Origin of the sequence: Devosia sp. (assembly GCF_025809055.1) — a bacterium.
In the GTDB taxonomy this organism is placed as follows: domain Bacteria; phylum Pseudomonadota; class Alphaproteobacteria; order Rhizobiales; family Devosiaceae; genus Devosia.
On record NZ_CP075529.1, the window covers coordinates 82,725 to 100,634 of the forward strand.

At 63.1% G+C, this 17,910-nt stretch carries 18 protein-coding genes; 16 read left to right on the forward strand and 2 right to left on the reverse strand.

Translation table 11 applies throughout. The features are described from left to right. Positions 1-40 precede the first annotated feature (40 nt). The 5 genes from rpiA (at position 41) to KIT02_RS00425 (ending at position 6,265) form a co-directional block, all read left to right on the forward strand. Positions 41-739: a ribose-5-phosphate isomerase RpiA gene (rpiA, locus tag KIT02_RS00405; RefSeq protein WP_297580808.1), complete on the forward strand. Its 699-nt coding sequence runs from the start codon at positions 41-43 to the stop codon at positions 737-739. 22 nt (positions 740-761) lie between these two features. Beyond that, complete coding sequence (locus KIT02_RS00410) at positions 762-1,289, forward strand: DUF2059 domain-containing protein (protein ID WP_297580810.1); 528 nt, start codon at positions 762-764, stop codon at positions 1,287-1,289. A 122-nt stretch (positions 1,290-1,411) separates the two neighbouring features. Further along, positions 1,412-2,785 (forward strand): glutathione-disulfide reductase, encoded by a 1,374-nt coding sequence (gene gor / locus KIT02_RS00415; protein ID WP_297580812.1) that lies wholly within the window; start codon positions 1,412-1,414, stop codon positions 2,783-2,785. 79 nt (positions 2,786-2,864) lie between these two features. Further along, positions 2,865-4,244 carry a class II 3-deoxy-7-phosphoheptulonate synthase gene (locus KIT02_RS00420; RefSeq protein WP_297580814.1) on the forward strand — a complete coding sequence of 460 codons (1,380 nt, stop codon included), beginning with the start codon at positions 2,865-2,867 and terminating at the stop codon, positions 4,242-4,244. A gap of 107 nt (positions 4,245-4,351) precedes the next feature. Beyond that, entirely contained in the window at positions 4,352-6,265 is a 1,914-nt protein-coding gene (locus KIT02_RS00425) for a PAS domain-containing protein (protein ID WP_297580817.1), read from the forward strand. Between the two features lie 7 nt (positions 6,266-6,272). Here the strand turns inward: KIT02_RS00425 and KIT02_RS00430 are convergent, their stop codons facing one another. Continuing rightward, positions 6,273-6,773, reverse strand: coding sequence for a response regulator (locus tag KIT02_RS00430; RefSeq protein WP_297585402.1), 501 nt, complete (start codon positions 6,771-6,773; stop codon positions 6,273-6,275). Positions 6,774-6,923: 150 nt separating this feature from the next. On the opposite strand from KIT02_RS00430, the gene KIT02_RS00435 reads away from it, so the two are divergent. From KIT02_RS00435 to gltX, 3 genes are all read left to right on the forward strand, one after another. Next, positions 6,924-7,916 carry a hypothetical protein gene (locus tag KIT02_RS00435; RefSeq protein ID WP_297580819.1) on the forward strand — a complete coding sequence of 331 codons (993 nt, stop codon included), beginning with the start codon at positions 6,924-6,926 and terminating at the stop codon, positions 7,914-7,916. Between the two features lie 91 nt (positions 7,917-8,007). Next, a complete protein-coding gene (locus KIT02_RS00440) occupies positions 8,008-9,696 on the forward strand; it encodes an NAD+ synthase (RefSeq protein ID WP_297585404.1) in 1,689 nt (562 codons plus the stop codon). Then, the gene (gltX, locus tag KIT02_RS00445; RefSeq protein ID WP_297580822.1) at positions 9,693-11,021 is read left to right on the forward strand and encodes a glutamate--tRNA ligase; all 1,329 of its coding nucleotides are present in this window, start codon (positions 9,693-9,695) and stop codon (positions 11,019-11,021) included. Before KIT02_RS00440 ends, gltX begins: the two co-directional genes overlap by 4 nt. Here the strand turns inward: gltX and KIT02_RS00450 are convergent. After that, a complete protein-coding gene (locus KIT02_RS00450) occupies positions 10,966-12,108 on the reverse strand; it encodes a DUF2865 domain-containing protein (RefSeq protein ID WP_297580824.1) in 1,143 nt (380 codons plus the stop codon). The two genes, gltX and KIT02_RS00450, sit on opposite strands and share 56 nt — an antisense overlap. 141 nt (positions 12,109-12,249) lie before the next feature. Between KIT02_RS00450 and KIT02_RS00455 the strand changes: the two genes are divergently transcribed. The 8 genes from KIT02_RS00455 (at position 12,250) to KIT02_RS00490 (ending at position 17,908) form a co-directional block, all read left to right on the forward strand. After that, positions 12,250-13,257 carry a fumarylacetoacetate hydrolase family protein gene (locus KIT02_RS00455; RefSeq protein ID WP_297580826.1) on the forward strand — a complete coding sequence of 336 codons (1,008 nt, stop codon included), beginning with the start codon at positions 12,250-12,252 and terminating at the stop codon, positions 13,255-13,257. A gap of 109 nt (positions 13,258-13,366) precedes the next feature. Next, positions 13,367-13,810: a cytochrome c gene (locus KIT02_RS00460; protein ID WP_297580828.1), complete on the forward strand. Its 444-nt coding sequence runs from the start codon at positions 13,367-13,369 to the stop codon at positions 13,808-13,810. Positions 13,811-14,046: 236 nt separating this feature from the next. After that, positions 14,047-15,426, forward strand: a complete 1,380-nt coding sequence (gene cysS, locus KIT02_RS00465) for a cysteine--tRNA ligase (RefSeq protein ID WP_297580830.1) — start codon at positions 14,047-14,049, stop codon at positions 15,424-15,426. 243 nt (positions 15,427-15,669) lie between these two features. Next, complete coding sequence (locus tag KIT02_RS00470) at positions 15,670-16,023, forward strand: DUF559 domain-containing protein (RefSeq protein ID WP_297580832.1); 354 nt, start codon at positions 15,670-15,672, stop codon at positions 16,021-16,023. A 63-nt stretch (positions 16,024-16,086) separates the two neighbouring features. Continuing rightward, on the forward strand, positions 16,087-16,470 hold the full coding sequence (locus KIT02_RS00475) for a VOC family protein (protein ID WP_297580834.1): 384 nt from the start codon (positions 16,087-16,089) through the stop codon (positions 16,468-16,470). After that, positions 16,457-16,930, forward strand: a complete 474-nt coding sequence (locus tag KIT02_RS00480; RefSeq protein ID WP_297580840.1) for a GFA family protein — start codon at positions 16,457-16,459, stop codon at positions 16,928-16,930. Before KIT02_RS00475 ends, KIT02_RS00480 begins: the two co-directional genes overlap by 14 nt. After that, entirely contained in the window at positions 16,930-17,436 is a 507-nt protein-coding gene (locus KIT02_RS00485) for a GFA family protein (RefSeq protein ID WP_297580842.1), read from the forward strand. The genes KIT02_RS00480 and KIT02_RS00485 overlap by 1 nt, the downstream gene beginning before the upstream one ends. Then, the gene (locus KIT02_RS00490; RefSeq protein WP_297580844.1) at positions 17,429-17,908 is read left to right on the forward strand and encodes a GFA family protein; all 480 of its coding nucleotides are present in this window, start codon (positions 17,429-17,431) and stop codon (positions 17,906-17,908) included. The genes KIT02_RS00485 and KIT02_RS00490 overlap by 8 nt, the downstream gene beginning before the upstream one ends. Positions 17,909-17,910: the final 2 nt, after the last annotated feature.

The window sequence follows — 17,910 nt, forward strand, 5'->3', positions numbered from 1 at the left end:
CTCTGTGCCTGCCAAACGGCAGGGGATTGTGGAGGAAGGCATGAGCGAGACCCTCAAGCGGCAAGCAGCGGCCATGGCTCTGGCCGAAATTCGCTCCGGCATGCGCGTCGGATTGGGGACGGGCTCGACGGCACGTCACTTCGTCGATCTGCTCGGCGAAAAGGTCGCGCAGGGCCTGGACGTGGTGTGTGTGCCGACCTCGGAGGCAACGGATCGCCAGGCGCGCGATCTGGGCATCGTGATTTCGGATCTGGAGACGCTGGACCGGCTCGACGTCACCGTCGATGGCGCGGACGAGATCGATCCGGCGCTGAACCTGATCAAGGGTGGCGGCGGCGCGCTTCTGCGCGAAAAGATCGTGGCGGCATCGTCCGGTGCGATGATCGTCATTGCCGATTCAAGCAAGCTGGTCGAGGCGCTGGGGCAGTTTCCCCTGCCGATCGAAGTCAACCGCTTCGGCCTTGGCGCCACCCGGCGCGCCGTGGCCGAGGTCGTGGCTGCCCACAAGGCCCAGGGCGATCTCGTCCTGCGTGGCGCTGACCGGCAGGACCCGTTCGTGACCGATGGCGGTCACCTCATCCTCGATGCTTTTTTTGGCCGCATTTCAAATCCAGAAGCACTTTCGAGGGATTTGCTGGACATTCCAGGGGTCGTTCAGCACGGGCTTTTTCTGAATATGTGCAGCAAGGCTTATGTGGCCACGCCAGATGGCGTAAAGGTACTGCAAAACCGCAACTGACCAAAGCGTGGATCGGGACAAGATGGCATTCTGGAAAAATACGAAGCTGGTGCGCGGCGCCAAACTGGCAATCGGCGCGGCCCTGGCAGCAGGCATGATCGGCATGGCGGCCCCGGCAATCGCGCAGGAGGTTGCTCCCGAGCAGCTGGCTCTGGCGCGCAAGTATATCGACCTGACCGACCGTGGCGCCATTTTCGAGGTGACCGTGGTGGAGACGGGCATCCAGACCATGCGCCAGATCGTGCTGCAGGACCCTGAACTGGCCGACGTCGTGACCGAGGTTATCGGTGAAGTGGTCAAGGAATATAATGGGCGCAAGGGCGAACTGCTTGACCAGTTTGCGCGTGTCTATGCCATCCGCTTCACGGCAGAAGAACTCCAGCAGATCGTGACTTTCTACGAGTCCCCGGTTGGCCAGAAGCTGGCGCAGTCCAACCAGGAAATGAACGCGGATCTGCAGCGCGTGCTGCAGGTCTATACCAATACGCTCAAGAGCGAATTCTTTGCCAAGGTGCGCACCCAGTTGCGCAGCCGTGGCGTCGAGCTCTGATCGCTGCTTCCGACAGCATCCGGACCCCGCCTTGTGCGGGGTCTTTTTTTATGTCACGACGCGCCCTACATCCATCGTAAACAGACGATGGATTGCGACACGGTGAATTGGGGGAACGGAACATGAGCTACGATTACGATCTGCTCGTCATTGGCGCAGGCTCCGGTGGTGTCCGCGCTGCACGCATGGCCGCCACCTATGGGGCAAAGGTTGCCATCATCGAGGAATTCCGTGTCGGCGGCACCTGCGTCATTCGCGGTTGCGTGCCCAAGAAGCTCTATGTCTATGCGGCCCGGTTCCAGGACCAGTTCGATATCGCGAGCAGCTTCGGCTGGCAGGTGGATGCCCGTTTCGACTGGGCCACGCTCGTCGCCAACAAGGAAAAGGAAATCACCCGGCTCGAGGCGGCCTATACCGCCAATCTCGAAAAGCCGGGTGTCGAGGTCATCAAGGATCGGGCCGTGGTCACCGGCCCCAACAGCGTCAAGCTGGTCGGCGAGGGCAGGGGGCTGACGGCGAGGTACCTGCTGGTGGCCACCGGTGCGCGGCCATTCATTCCCGACGTGCCGGGTGCCGAATTCGGCATCACCTCCAACGAAGCGTTCGACCTGCCGGAACTGCCGCACTCCATCCTCATCGAGGGTGGCGGCTATGTCGCCGTGGAATTTGCCACCATCTTCGCCGGGCTCGGGGTCCATACGACCCTGGTCTATCGCGGCGATTGCCTGTTGCGTGGTTTTGATGAGGATATGCGCCGTGGCCTCGAAGCCGGGCTCACCGATCGCGGCATTCGCATCATCTATCAGACGACCATCGCCTCCATGGCCAAGCCGGATGAGGATGTGCTGGTCACCTTCAGTGACGGCGTGACTGCGCCCTATGGTGCCGTGATGTTTGCCACCGGCCGCGTGCCCAATACCGATGGCCTCGGCCTCGAAACGGCAGGGCTCGCTACCGACGAAAAGGGCACGATAGCGGTCGACGCCTATTCGCAGAGCAAGGTGCCCTCCATCTACGCGGTGGGCGATGTCACCGGCCGGGCGCAACTGACCCCGGTAGCGATCCGCGAAGGCTGGTATTTTGCCGAGACGGTCTTCAACAACAATCCGCTGTCGGTCGATCACGGCCTGATCCCCACCGCAGTGTTCGCGGAACCCGAGATCGGCACTGTCGGGCTGACTGAGGCCGAGGCGGCGACGCATGGCGACATTGATGTCTATGTGGCCCGCTTCCGGCCGATGCAGAACACCCTTTCCACCCGCACCGAACGCATGGTTCTCAAGCTGATCACCGAGAAGGATGGCGGGCGGGTCCTTGGCGTTCACATCCTGGGGCCGTCTGCCGCCGAGATGATTCAACTGGTGGCGGTGCCGATGGGCATGGGGGCAAATAAGGCCGATTTCGATCGCGCCATTGCCCTCCATCCCTCGGCGGCGGAAGAACTCGTCACGTTCAAGGGACCGTCATATATCTATCGTAACGGCACCAAGGTCTGACCTCTTGCCGCTTGGCAGGCCGGTCAAGCCTTGCTAGACCCCGCCCGGGTACCGCGTTTGCCCGTAAGATGTGAGACTGATGATGACCACCTGGACACCCAATTCCTGGCGCGAAAAGCCCATTCAGCAGGTCCCTGCCTATCCGGATGCGGCTGTACTGGGGGAAGCCGAGCGGCAACTCACCAGTTTTCCGCCCCTGGTCTTTGCCGGCGAGGCCCGTGAGCTCAAGTCCCGCCTGGCGGCCGTGTCGCGGGGCGAGGCCTTCCTGCTCCAGGGCGGGGATTGTGCCGAAAGCTTTGCCGAGCATGGCGCCGATCACATCCGCGACTTCTTCCGCGTGTTCCTGCAGATGGCCGTGGTCCTGACCCATGGTGCCGCCAAGCCCGTGGTCAAGGTGGGACGCGTTGCCGGCCAGTTCGCCAAGCCGCGCTCGGCCGATACTGAGACAATCGACGGCGTTGAGCTGCCCAGCTATCGCGGCGACATCATCAACGACATCGGCTTTACCGAAGCCTCGCGCGTGCCCGATCCCAACCGGATGCTCATGGCCTACCGCCAGTCGGCGGCGACCCTCAACCTTTTGCGCGCCTTCTCCATGGGCGGCTATGCCGAACTCACGCGTATCCACGAATGGACCATGGGCTTCATGAAGGGGTCGAGCTGGGATACCCGGTTCGAGGAAGTGGCGCGCCGCATCGACGATGCCATCACCTTCATGTCGGCGCTGGGCCTGACGCCGGAAAATACCCCGGCCCTCAAGCAGACCAGCTTCTACACCAGCCACGAAGCGCTGCTCCTGGGCTATGAGGAAGCGCTGACCCGCCGGGATTCGATCACCAACAAGTGGTACGCCACCTCCGGCCATATGCTGTGGATCGGCGATCGCACCCGCAATCCCGACCATGCCCATGTCGAGTATTTCGCCGGCATCAACAATCCGATCGGCCTCAAATGCGGTCCGAGCCTGAGCAATGATGACCTGCTGCGCCTGCTGGATCGGCTCAATCCGACCGACGAGGCTGGACGCATCACCCTGATTTCCCGCTTTGGCGCCGACAAGGTGCAGGAACACCTGCCGCGCCTCATCGAGACGGTGCAGCGCGCCGGCCGCACGGTCGTCTGGTGCTGCGACCCGATGCACGGCAATACCATCAAGGCCTCGACCGGCTACAAGACCCGTCCGTTCGACCGGGTCCTGGCCGAAGTCCGCGGCTTCTTCGAGGTGCATCGCGAAATGGGCACCTATGCCGGCGGCGTGCACATCGAGATGACCGGCGACGACGTGACCGAATGTGTTGGCGGCCATTCGGCTGTCACCGAGGCCACCCTTTCGGACCGTTATCACACCTATTGCGATCCGCGCCTCAATGCCACGCAGGCCCTTGAACTGGCCTTCCTTGTGGCCGACGAACTGCATGCGCAGAAGCCGCCGCGCCAGGTACAACTCGCCGGGGAATAATTTCATCTCCCCGGTGAACCGGGCGCCAAATCCGTGCGTTATGGAAAAGCGTCTGGTCCTGTCCGTTCGGCTGGCGCCGTCAGTGTGTCGCGGCGGATGAGTTGATCATGCCCAAATCGCTATTCCCCCAGGCCACACCGGAAACGCGCGCGCGCCTGGAGCAGGACCCCACGCTCAAGCTGATCAACGACTACGACTGGACCCAGAATCCGCTTGGTCCCATTCCCGATTGGCCGGATAGCCTCAAGGGTTCGGTGCGGACCATGATGGTTGCCGCGACCCCCATGGTCATGCTGGTCGGCGAACAGGCTATCCTCATCTACAACGACGCCTATGCGCGGTTCGCGGGACAACGTCACCCCGCCATTTTCGGCATGCCGACGCTTGAGGCGTGGCCGGAAATCGCTGATTTCAACCGGGTCAATATCGAGCGCGGCCTGCGTGGCGAATCCTGGATGCTCCACGACCAGGAGCTGGTGCTCAACCGGCACGGTCAGCTGGAATCGGGCTGGATGGACCTCAATTACAGCCCGATTGTTGGCGAAGACGGCCACTCCATGGGCACGCTGTGCATGGTGCTCGAAACCACCGATCGCGTGATGGCCGAGCGGGCCCTCGCACGCAGCGAAGAGCGTCTGACCCTGGCCCTGACCGGGTCCAATCTCGTCGGTACCTGGGATTGGGACGTGGTCAATGACGTGGTCACCTCCGATGACCGGTTCGCCGCTCTCTTCAACATCGATCCGCTGCGCGCCGGGTTGGGCGTGAAGATTGGTGAATTCATGCGCGCCATCCACCCTGATGATGCTGTAAGGGTTGGGGCAGAGATCGATGCCGCGCTGCGCGGGGAAAGTGATTTCCGCTCCGAGTACCGGCTGGTCTCGCCCGGCGGCGAGGTGCGTTGGGTCGTGGCCTCCGGCCGTGTGCGCTTCGATGCCAATGGTACGGCCGTCCGCTTCCCCGGCATCGTCGTCGACCTGTCCGAACAGAAGCGGGTCTCCGAGGCCCTGTCGGAAAGCGAATTGCGGTTCCGTACCCTGGCCGACACCATGCCGCAAATGGTGTGGTCGACGCTGCCCGACGGCTTTCACGACTACTACAATGCGCGCTGGTATGAGTTTACCGGCGTCCCTGCCGGTTCAACTGATGGCGAAGGCTGGAACGGCATGTTCCACCCCGATGACCAGGATCGGGCCTGGGCAGTGTGGCGCCATAGTCTTGAGACCGGCGAGCCATATCAGATCGAATATCGCCTGCGGCACCACAGCGGCCAATATCGCTGGACCCTGGGCCGGGCCCTGCCCATTCGCGACGCCGATGGACAAATTTTGCGCTGGATCGGTACCTGCACCGATATTCACGAACAGCGCAGGGTGGCCGAAGAGCGGGAACTGGTTGCGCAGGAGCTCAGCCATCGTATCAAGAACATCTTCGCGGTGCTGACGGGCATTGTCAGTCTGTCGGCGCGAAACGACCCCTCGGCCCGCCCGTTTGCCGACCAGTTGCGCCACCGCATCTTTGCGCTGGGTGAGGCACACGACTTTACCCGCCCCAATCACGACCAGGGCGCCGACGGCAAGGGGCAGCTCTCCGCCCTCATCGCCCGCCTGATGCGCCCCTATGAAGAGGCCGGGGAAAGCCAGCGCGTGCGCTTTACCGGGGAGGACCTGGCCATCGACGACGCGGCGGCCACCCCATTGGCGCTGCTCTTCCACGAGCTGGCAACCAATGCCGCCAAATATGGTGCGCTTTCGAAGGCCGGTGGAACCGTAACGCTGGACGGCTCGATCGAGGGCGACCGCTATGTCATGCGGTGGACAGAGCGCGGAGGCCCCGAGGTCAGCCAGCCCGATCGCGTCAACGGCTTTGGGACGCGTCTCATCGGCATGTCGGTCGAGGGCCAGATGCGCGGCACGCTGGAGCGGGTGTGGCACCCCGAAGGTCTGGAAGCGACCTTTTCCGTGCCCATTGATGCCTTGAGGCATTCCGCCCGGCTACGCGACAAGCCAGCCGAGACTTGATAGTGGGCTAGGTGGGCAGGGTTTCGCCAGTGCCCCACGAGAACAGCTTCAGCCGGCGCGGCGGCCGCGCCTCATGGCGCTGGCGATGGGCAACCGCGAAAGTGACGAGGTCGCGCAGGTCCGCGTCCGTTGCGGGCTTCGGCAGCACACCGAGCGTTCCGGGCACGCCCGGGCCGAGCTGAGCGGGGTTTGCAGTCATATAGACCACGGTGACATTATGGGTTTGAGCGAGGATTTCCCCGATCCGCTTGCCCGTGGGGCCATCGCGCAGGTTGAGGTCAACGAGGGCGACGTCGCACTGCGTGGCAAGCGCCAGGGCGGCGCGCTGGTCGGCCGCGATGCCGATGGGTTCGTGCCCCATGTCGGCAATGACATATTCGATTTCGGTTGCGACGATATACTCGTCTTCGACAATCAAGATCTTGCAGGCCATTCTATTCGTTCGCTCAAAATCGGATTTGCTCCCCCGGAAGCAGCTAAACTCATGCCGCGCGCGCCGGTTGCATATTTTGGCGCCGGTCCGGCACTTGTGATCGGATGATGCGCCGCCAACGTTAGCAAAGTTCGAACATTCACCGCCATCATGTTTAGCGGAACATTAACCCTAACCAGTTCATAACAGTCCCAAACGTACCTGTGTATCGTGCTGGAGATTGGCATGAAGAGCGCTGCTGGCCCCATTCTGGTCCTCATGACGGCAGGCCTGGCGACGCCCGCCCTGGGTGCCGACTTCTCGGACTATGGTGATCTGCGGCCATCCTATGAGCCGGGGTGGGAGACGGGCGACGACTCCCTGCGGTTCGAGGCGGGCATCCGCTATTGGATGAGCTGGGGCAAGCAGCAGGCAGGGTTCACCGCCGCCATGGGTGGCGTCACCCTCGGCGATGTGACGCTGGACGTCGAAGATCAGTCCCACATGGCCGAAGTCCATGGCCGCATCGACGATCTCTATACGAACACCTATCTCAAGGGGCAGGCCGGGCTCAGCCTTCACACAACCGGCACCTATGACATTTCGCCCGCCGGGTCGGGCACGATCGGCAATCAGTCGCGCATCGGCTATGCCGGCGTCGACTACGGTTGGATGCCGCTTGGGCAGCTGGACAATGGTCCCGCTGCCGGCGGCTTTGTGGGCTATACCTACTGGAAGGATGCGCCCGATATCGGCACCGGCCAGATCGCCACCGCCTTTGACGGCTTCGGCAATCCCACCGCCTTTGCCGATGCCCCCGACAATCTCGACATTCATGCGCTGCGCATCGGTGCGCGTGGCACCTACGAAACCGAAATGTTCGACATCCAGGCCGAAATCGCGGCCGTTCCATACGCGCACATTACCGGCGCAGTCGGCGGTTCGGCACCGAACGGCTTCGACTTCTCGCCGGTCGTGCCCGTGCCGATCTACGAAAACGAGCAGATCACCCTAAGCGGCCAGGGCTACGGCGTGATGACGGAGGCCATGCTCGGCTTCCACCCCACGGAAAACCTTACGCTGCGCGTCGGTGGCCGCGCTTGGTACCTCGAGGGCCAGCTCGATGCCCGGTTCAATGGCACGGCGGGCGGTACCGACCTGCCGGAACTCAATCTGCCATCGAACTACGCTTCGATCTTCCGCTACGGCGCCCTGTTCGAGCTGACCGGCCGCTTCTGATCCCGCCGTCGGCGCTTTCCCGGTTTGCTTTGGCCTGTGAATGCTCTAAGTCTGGCCCGCGCGCGGCCTGATGGTCGTGCTTGACCATCGCATTCATCAGGCCAGCATCATCGTGACCGACCAGCTCAGAATTGCGCTCGCCCAGCTCAATCCCAAGGTAGGCGACCTCGCCGGCAACCTCGCCCTTGCACGCCAGGCCCTGGCCGATGCAGTTGCGGCAAAGGCCGACATCCTGCTTTTGTCCGAACTGTTCCTGACCGGCTATTTCCCGGACGACCTGCTGCACAAGCCGCAATTTGTCAGCGATGCCATTGCCGCCGCCAAGACCCTGGCTGCGGAAACGCGCGGTACCGATGTGGTGCTGTTGCTGCCCACCATCTGGCAGGACAAGACCGGCCTCCACAATTCGGTCGTCGTGGCCGAAAAGGGCGAGATCACCGCACTGCGCCACAAGCGCGAACTGCCCAATTCGGACGTGTTCTACGAAAAACGCTATTTCGAGGCTGGGCCATTGCCGCTTCCGGTCAAGATCAAGGGCGTGCCGGTGGGCATCCCCATCTGCGAAGACATCTGGCATCCCTGGGTGTGCGAGCATCTGATCCGCGAAGGCGCAGAACTGCTGCTCTGCCCCAATGGCTCGCCCTACTGGACCAACAAGCAGCATATCCGCAAGGATCTGGTGCGCGAGCACGTGCTCACCCATGGCGTGCCACTGCTCTATCTCAACCAGGTCGGTGGCCAGGATGAACTGGTCTATGACGGCGCGTCCTTTGGCCTCGAGCCTGGGGACCGGCTTGTCGTGCAGGGAAAATCCTTCGAGCCTGACTTCATCGTGTCCGATTGGCAGCGCGGCGAAGAGCATTGGACCTGCGCCTCGGGGCAGGTGACCGAGCTGACCTCGGTGGAAGAAGCGCCCTGGCGCGCCTGCGTGCTGGGCCTCAGGGACTATGTCCACAAGAACGGGTTCAGCCACGTCGTGCTGGGCCTGTCCGGTGGCATCGACAGCGCGGTGGTTGCTGCCATGGCGGCCGATGCCTTTGGTCCCGACAAGGTCCACGCCATCATGCTGCCCTACCGCTACACGTCCGAAGCCAGTCTGCGCGACGCGCGCGACTGCGCCGAGCGGCTGGGCGTGCGCTATGACGTGGTGGCGATTGACGATCCGGTGGATGGCGCCCTGGCCGAACTCAAGCCGATCTTCGGCGACAGGCCGGTCGATACCGCCGAGGAAAACATCCAGTCGCGGATGCGCGGCACCATCTTGATGGCGGTCAGCAACAAGCTGGGTTCCATGCTGATGACCACCGGCAACAAGAGCGAGATGGGCGTGGGCTACGCCACCATCTATGGCGACATGAACGGCGGCTTCAATCCGCTCAAGGACATGTTCAAGATGCAGGTCTATGCCCTGGCCGACTGGCGCAACAAGAACATGCCGGCCGATTGCCTCGGCCGGGAAGGCATGGTGATCCCGCAGGCCATCATCGACAAGGCGCCCAGCGCCGAATTGCGTCCGGACCAGACCGATCAGGACAGCCTGCCGCCCTATCCGGTGCTCGACGATATCCTGCTTTGCCTCGTCGAGGAGGAGATGGCGCTGGCCGACATCGTCGCCCGCGGGCACGATCCCGCAACCGTCAAGCGCATCGAGCGCCTGCTCAATATCGCCGAATACAAGCGGCGCCAGGCGGCCCCCGGACCAAAGATCACGCCGAAGGCCTTCGGCCTTGGCCGCAAATATCCGATCACCAATGGCTACAAGGACCCGACTATCGGATGAGCGTTACCGTTCGCTGGGCGCCCTCGCCAACCGGCCGCATTCACCTGGGCAATGCCCGTCCGGCTCTGCTCAACTGGTTCTTCGCCCGCCGCAACGGCGGCCGCTACGTGCTGCGCATGGACGATACCGACCTGGTGCGTTCCACCCGGGAATTTGCCGATGGCATCGAGGCCGATCTGGCCTGGCTCGGCATCGTCCCGGACATGCTTGTCCGCCAGTCCGAGCGCACGGGGCTCTATGATGCGGCGCGCGACCGCCTGATTGCGTCCGGCCGGCTTTATCCGTGCTACGAAACCGAGGATGAACTCGATCGCAAGCGCGCCCGCGCCCGTCTCCTCGGCAAGCCACCGATCTACGATCGGGCGGCGCTGTCGCTGAGCGATGAAGACCGCGCGCGTCTTGAGGCCGAGGGGCGCACGCCGCACTGGCGCTTCCGCCTCGATGGCCGTCCCGTGCAGTTCGAGGACGTCATCAAGGGTCCGCAGACGGTCAATACCGCCTCCATGTCGGACCCGGTGCTGATCCGCGCCGACGGGTCATATCTCTACACGCTGCCATCGGTCGTCGACGACATTGATCTCGGTATCACCCATGTCATCCGCGGCGAGGACCACGTCTCCAATACCGGCACGCAGATCGAGATTTTTGAAGCGCTCGGGGGCAGGGTCCCCGCATTCGGCCACCACAATCTGCTGACCGATGCCCAGGGCCAGGGCTTTTCCAAGCGCCTCGGGTCGCAGTCGATCGCCGATTTCCGCGATGAGGGCTATGAGCCTTTGGCCATTGCCATCGTGGCGACGCTCACCGGCACCAGCCTGCCGGTCGAACCCTATGACAGCCTCGATGCCATCGCCGAGCGGCTGGATTTCTCGATGATTTCGCATGGCTCGGCGCGGTTCGATCCGGCCGAACTCAATGGTCTCAATGCCCGCATGGTCCATACCATGAACTATGCCGAGGCCGCGCCGCGGCTGTCGGCGCTCGGTCTCGAGGGCGAGGCCATGTGGATGCTGCTGCGCGAAAATCTCACCAAGTTCAGCGACATCGCTGACTGGTCAACGCTCGTCACCGGCCCCATCGCGCCGGCCACAGCCATCGAAGACCACGACTTCCTCGCCCTCGCCAAGGCCCTGCTGCCGCCGGACCCCTGGGACGAAACCACCTGGTCGCATTGGACGGACGCCCTCAAGGGCGCCACCGGACGCAAGGGCAAAGCCCTGTTCCTGCCGCTGCGGCTGGCACTCACCGGCCGCCACGATGGTCCCGAGCTTAAGTCCCTGCTTCCCCTAATTGGGCGTAAGGCGTGTCTGGACCGACTACCCTGACCGTGCGGTCGCCGAGTTTGACGATCCGCATGTCCGGTTCCTGATTGGCCGCGCTTGGGCGTGCCGCGACTTCCCCCGGTCCGGCAGGCCGTGGGCGGGGCAGGGGGATATCGATCATGGCCACCGTGCTCACCGGCTCCAGCGTCGCCGGCTGAACCGGCACCACGCCGCGCGGATCGCGCAGGGGCATGGGAATGTTCATGCCGTTGATCTCGAGCACCGCGCGGTTCGAGCCATCGGCCGAACTGACCAGGTTGACGCGGCCATCGGATTGCGGCGCGGCCTGGCAGCTGGCGGATTTGTCAAAGGCATTGCGATAGGCAAAGGCCGTGGGCAGCGCCGTATAGGGTGACCCCGACATATTGCGCATCTGCTCCGGCTCCTGGCCGGGATTGTCGTAGTAATAGAGGTCGACCGGCGTATTGGGACAACTCTGCTGGCAGGTCATCGCGTCATTGCCGACATAGTCGCTCAGGGTCGAATAGCTGATCGGCCAGAAATAGCCGTCGCTGAGGCGGACGCAGACGGTGCGGACCGTCGAATAGCCCTGATAGCCCCAGTAGTCGCCGCCATCGATGAAGTCGCCATCGGTGAAATCCTGTTCGGATGAGGTGCCGAAGATGCGGTCGAAGATCGACTGGCGCTCCTGGGTAAAGGTGGCGCTGGAGCCGCTGCCACAGCCGAAGCGGGCCATTTCCTGCAGGATCGCCTCGCGCTGCTGGGCCACGGCATTGCCCGATTCGACCGACTGTGCGGCCTGCGCATATTGATCGCGCAGCCGCAGCACTTCGCGGGCCACCTGCTGGCATTGCGGGGTCAGGGTGCGCCCGGCGCGCGCATCGTCATTGCATCCGTCGCGGATATAGCGGCTTTCCGCGTTCTGGACGTCGCGCGCCAGCTGGCGGGCGGCCTGCGAATTGCCATCGAGTCCGCGAAAATCGCCGCTGCCATCGAACTGGCGCAAAGCGCTTTGCAGGCGCGAACACTGGTTGGATTGCGCATGGGCAAGCTGCACGTCCAGCACGAAGACCAAGGCGGACAGGGACAGCAGCACGATGGTGCGCATGAAAGTCGAGGCGGAGTTCACAACCAGTTCCGTTTTCGCGTATCGCAACCCGATCGGGTCGTGGGGCCTTAAGACATCGCTAGGGCGAATGGCAACACTATACTGTGCGTTGATTCACCGGACTAGGGCAGCCGGGACACAGCAAGCTGGGAGAACATCGTCGTGAAACTGGCCACACTCCGCGCAAGCCGTCCGGATGGACAACTGGTCGTCGTATCCGCCGATCTCGGGCGCTATGTGTCCGCCGGCCGCGTGGCACCGACGCTCCAGGCCGCGCTTGATGAATGGGAACGCGCCGCGCCGGCCCTGCGCGAGCTGTCCGATCAGCTCGAGGCCGGGGCCGTGTCCGGGCAGGTCTTCGACCCCAGCCAGGCCCATGCGCCCCTGCCGCGCGCGTTCCAGTGGATCGACGGCTCTGGCTATATGAGCCACCTGGAGCGCGTCCGCTCGCTCAAGGGCAGCCTCGATTCCGAACTGCAATCGGTCCGGCCCCTTATCTATCAGGGCGGCTCCGACTCGCTCTCGGCTCCCACCGACCCCATTCTCGTGCCGACCGAGGATCTGGCGCTCGATTTTGAAGCCGAGGCGGCGGTGATCATTGGCGCTGTGCCGATGAACCCCAGCCGCGAGCAGGCGGCGGCTGCCATTCGGTTGGTCACCGTGGTCAACGATGTGTCGCTGCGCCGCTTGGTGGCCGACGATCTGCAGAACGGGTTCGGTTTTTTCCACGCCAAACCCTCCACCAGCTTTGCGCCCGTCGTGGCCACCCCGAAAAGCCTCGGCGACCGCTGGCGCGACAATCGTCTGCATCTGCCGGTTCGCGTCGAAGTCAACGGCACCCTTTATGGCCAGCCCAATGCCGGGATCGGCATGCAGTTCGATTTCGTCGACCTGATCATGGAAGCGGCCCGCACGCGGCGTCTGGCGGCCGGGACCATCATCGGGGGCGGCACCATCTCCAATCCGCATGACGAAACCCTGCCGATCAAGCGCGACGGCATTGGTTTTGCCTGCATTGCCGAAGCGCGCACGGCCGAGAAAGCAAAGTACGGCCGGGCCCGTACGCCGTTTCTCAAGCCCGGCGACCGGGTGCGGATCGCAGCCGGTACCGAAGGCGGCCCGGCAGCCTTTGGCGCCATCGATCAGCGCGTCGAACTTCTGCCCAAATAGGCTATAACATTCCCGTGTGCGTATTGGGCCTGTCATAACCCCATGCAAGGGTTAGCTATTCGGGGAAGTGGGCCCGCCAAGCGTCGAAACAACAAGGTCGAAAACAACCATGATCTCCCGAACGATTTCCGGATTGGCACTGGCCGCATTGATGGCGGCGGGCACAGTTGCCGTGCTGGCGCAGGATTTTACCCCGCCGGCAACAGCCGAAGAGGCGATCGCCATGCGCGAAGCGGCAATGCGCCAGAACGGCGGCCTGCTGCGCGGCGCGGCCAATCTCTCCGGCGATGAAGCTGTCGCCGCAGCCGAGACCTTCCTGTTCAATTACACCCATTTCCCCGAAATGTTCCCGGAGGGGTCGAGCGAAGGCAGCGATGCGTTGCCCGCGATCTGGGAGAATTGGGAAACCTTTACCGGCATCTTTGAAACCGGCCGCGTCGCCGCCGAAGAAGCCCTTGCTGCGGCCCAGGCCGGCGACAGCGCCGCCTATGGCGCCGCCATCCAGACCATCATGGGCACCTGCAACCAGTGCCATCAGCAGTTCCGCAGCTGATCAAGTTATCGCCTCCAAAGCGATTGGGCGGCCTGCGGGCCGCCCTTTTTTTGATTTCGCTTGATTTCTCGGGCCCGCCCGGCCAATGTCCGCACCCATGAAGACCAAGTGCACCATTACCTGCTGCATTATTACCTGCTAACCAACGTTGGCGGAGCGGTCTTCTTCATCCCAAGGTTCGAACGGATAGAGGCTCCCCGCCAGAGCACGATCATGTCTGGCCCACAGGACCCTCGATGACCCCGGCAAAGCCGCAGCTCTCGCTCTACAATACGCTGACCCGCACCAAGGCGCCTTTCGCGCCCATGGATGAAACCAATGTGCGCCTCTATGCCTGCGGACCCACGGTTTACGACTTTGCCCATATCGGCAATGGCCGCGCCGCCATCGTTTTCGACCTGTTGTTCCGCGTGCTGCGCCACACCTATGGGGCCGGGCACGTCACCTATGTCCGCAACATCACCGACGTGGACGACAAGATCAATGCGCGCGCCCTGCGCGATCATCCCGATTTGCCGCTGAACGAGGCCATCCGCAAGGTCACCGAGACCACGGCCGCGCAATATCAGAAGGATGTCGCGGCGCTGGGTTGCCTGGAGCCGACAGTGCAGCCCCGCGCCACCGAAAACATCGCCGAAATGCAGACGATGATCGAAACCCTCATCACGCGCGGCCATGCCTATGTTGCAGAGGGCGAGGTCTTGTTCCGCACCCGCTCCATGTCCGATTACGGAAAGCTCTCGGGCCGCAATCTCGAGGACAATCTCGCCGGCGCCCGCATTGCCGTGGACGCGCACAAGGAAGACCCGGCCGATTTCGTCCTCTGGAAACTCTCCTCGGCCGAAGAGCCCGGCTGGGACAGCCCCTGGGGCCGAGGCCGTCCGGGCTGGCACATCGAGTGCTCCGCCATGTCAGAGCGCTATCTGGGTGAGACCTTCGACATTCATGGCGGCGGGCTCGACCTCATCTTCCCGCACCACGAAAACGAAATCGCCCAGTCCCGCTGCGCCCACGGCTCGCACGCCATGGCCAATGTGTGGATGCACAATGGCTTCCTTCAGGTCGAAGGCCAGAAGATGAGCAAGAGCCTGGGCAATTTCTTCACCATCCATCAACTGCTGGAAACCGAGGATTTCGGCGGCCGCAAATGGCCCGGCGAAGTCCTGCGGCTGGCCATGCTGATGACGCATTATCGCGAGCCGATTGATTTCTCTCAGCGCCGGCTCGAAGAGGCGGTGAATCTTTTGGAAAAGTGGGAACGCGCCGCGGGTGACACCGAACCTGCTTCCGCCGTTCCGGACGACCTGCTGGAGCGTCTGGCTGAGGATCTCGACACGCCTGCAGTTCTCGCACGCGTCCACGCTCTGATCATGGACGAAGGTCGTGCGGCAGACGGCCTGGCGTTAGCCAGCCTCATGGGCATCAACATCAAGCGCGACGTCGAGGTGGACGCTGACGTTGCCGCGCAAGTCGCCGCCCGCCTCGCCGCCCTTAACGCCAAGAACTTCGCCGAAGCCGACCGCATCCGTGCCGAACTGGCGGAACAGGGCATCGCCCTGATGGACTATAAGGATGAGGCCGGCCAGCGGCAGACCAGGTGGGAGGTGAAGCGGTAAATGTCTGCGCAAGCGGATCAAACCCCTCACCCGTCTCGGCCTCCGGCCGATCCACCCTCTCCCTCAAGGGGAGAGGGGAGCACTGCGTTTGCCGAAAAAACCCCCTCATCCGGCGCTGCGCGCCACCTTCTCCCACAAGGGGAGAAGGGGATCTGGTGGTCTACCCGGCAATTTCGACAAGCACGAAGCCACCCTTCTCCCCTTGTGGGAGAAGGTGCCCGAAGGGCGGATGAGGGGGACGAAATGGCCAGCGACAATCGACTTCTCGGCCATGCGCGGGCGATGCGCCGGGCACCGACTTTGGCCGAACACAAGCTCTGGACTCTGCTCCGCGATCGTCGCTTCGTTGGGTTCAAATTCCGCCGACAGGTTCCGATTGGTCCCTACATCGCCGACTTCGTATGCTTCTCTGCGAAGCTCATTGTCGAAGCTGATGGCTCCCAGCATGCGGAGAGTACGCGCGATGCAGAACGCGACGCCGAATTGGAACGCCGAGGCTTCCGCCTCCTCCGCCTCTGGAACAATGACATCCTGGCCCGTCCCACTGCGATCGCCGATCTCGTCTGGTCCACCCTCCATGGCGAGGTGGCACGATGATCCTGCCACCCCCTGACGCATCGCCCGCCCCAAATCGCCACTCCTCAAACCGGAGTTGGAATCATGCTTGATCACGTTGGAATTCTCGTTGCGGACTGGAACAAGTCCAAAGCCTTTTACGACGCCGCCTTTGCTCCACTCGGGATCACGCTGCTCAATGTGGTCCCCGAGCAGTTTACCGGTGGGGTCAAGGTGGGTGGCTATGGCCGCACCAAGCCCGATTTCTGGCTGACGGAAAGTGCTGAGCCCGGTCCCGGCCGGCATTATGCCATTTCGGCGGCCAGCCACGCCGATGTGGACGCTTTTTATGCCGCCGCCATGGCGGCCGGTGGCAGTGACAATGGTGGCCCCGGCCCGCGCCCGCATTATCATGAGCACTATTATGGTGCCTTCGTCATCGACCCCGACGGCAATAACATAGAGGCGGTTTGTCATGCCCCAGGCTGAAGTGCATTCCGGCGGCTGCCAGTGCGGCGCCGTGCGTTTCCGGGTGACCCGTCTGGGTCGCCCGTCCATCTGCCACTGCCGCATGTGCCAGAAGGCCTTTGGCGGATTTTTCGGACCCCTGGTTACCGCGCATAACGCGGTCTGGACTCGTGGCGAGCCGAAATGGTTCCAGAGCTCCAATGCGGCCCGCCGCGCCTTTTGCGGCGATTGCGGCACTCCGCTGGCCTATGAAACCCGTTTCGGCCTGGAACTGGCCATCGGCACCTTCGATGATCCGGTCGTGGCTGCCCCCGAAATCCAGGTCAATCTCGCCGATCGCCAGCCCTTCTTCGCCGGCCTGGCGAGCTTGCCCGAGCGGCACGAAGTCAGCGATGAATGGCGGGATTTTCTGGCGGGAATTCATTCCAACCAGCACCCGGATCATGACACAGCAGATTGGCCACCCAGGGAGGGCGCGTGATGGATCGCTACAAGATGGAAGTCAGCGGTGGTTGCCAGTGCGGCGCCGTGCGCTACCACGCCACCGAGATGATGGACAATTCCCACATCTGCCACTGCCGCATGTGCCAGAAGGCGGTGGGCAATATCTTTGCGGCGCTGGTCGCTGCCCCGCGCGAGGCCATCACTTGGACGCGCGGTGAGCCGGCCCGGTTCCGCTCCTCGGACCATGTCGACCGCGGCTTTTGTGCCAAATGTGGCACGCCCCTGTTCTATGACGACGTGAATGGGAACCGGGTGAACTTCACCATCGGCTCGCTCGATCACCCGGACCAGTTTCCGCCCGGCGCCAATACCGGCACCGAAGGCATGGTGCCCTGGTTCGAAATCCTGGTCACCATCGAGGATGGCGGCATTACCGAGGATCCCGACCGCGAGTCCTGGTGGAGCGGCATCAAGGCCACCAATCACCAGCATCCCGACCACGATACGGCCGTCTGGCCGCCGCTGGGGCGCGATCATGACTGAGCTTTGGACCGGCGGCTGCCAGTGTGGCGCTGTTCGATATGGCTTTACCGTGCGTCCGCGCAGCGCGCATATCTGTCACTGCCGCATGTGCCAGAAGGCCTTTGGCGGATTCTATGCCGCGCTGGTCGGAAGCGAATTGGGTAACTTCAACGTCACCCGCGGACAAATCGCGCTGTTCCGCTCGTCCGACAAGGTTGAACGCGGATTCTGCCGCGACTGCGGCACGCCACTGAGCTTCAACCATGTAAGTGGAACATGGATGTGCGTCTCGATTGGCTCTCTGGATACGCCCGAAGCGTTTCCACCCAAGGATCAGCATGGCGCCGAATCCCGTCTGTCCTGGGTCAACGCGCTGGGCCAAATGCCCGATGTTGCACCCTTGGCCGATCGCGAGCCTGAACTGGCAAATGCGATCCGGATTTCCAATCACCAGCATCCCGACCACGATACGGCCGTCTGGCCCCCAAAATAGTT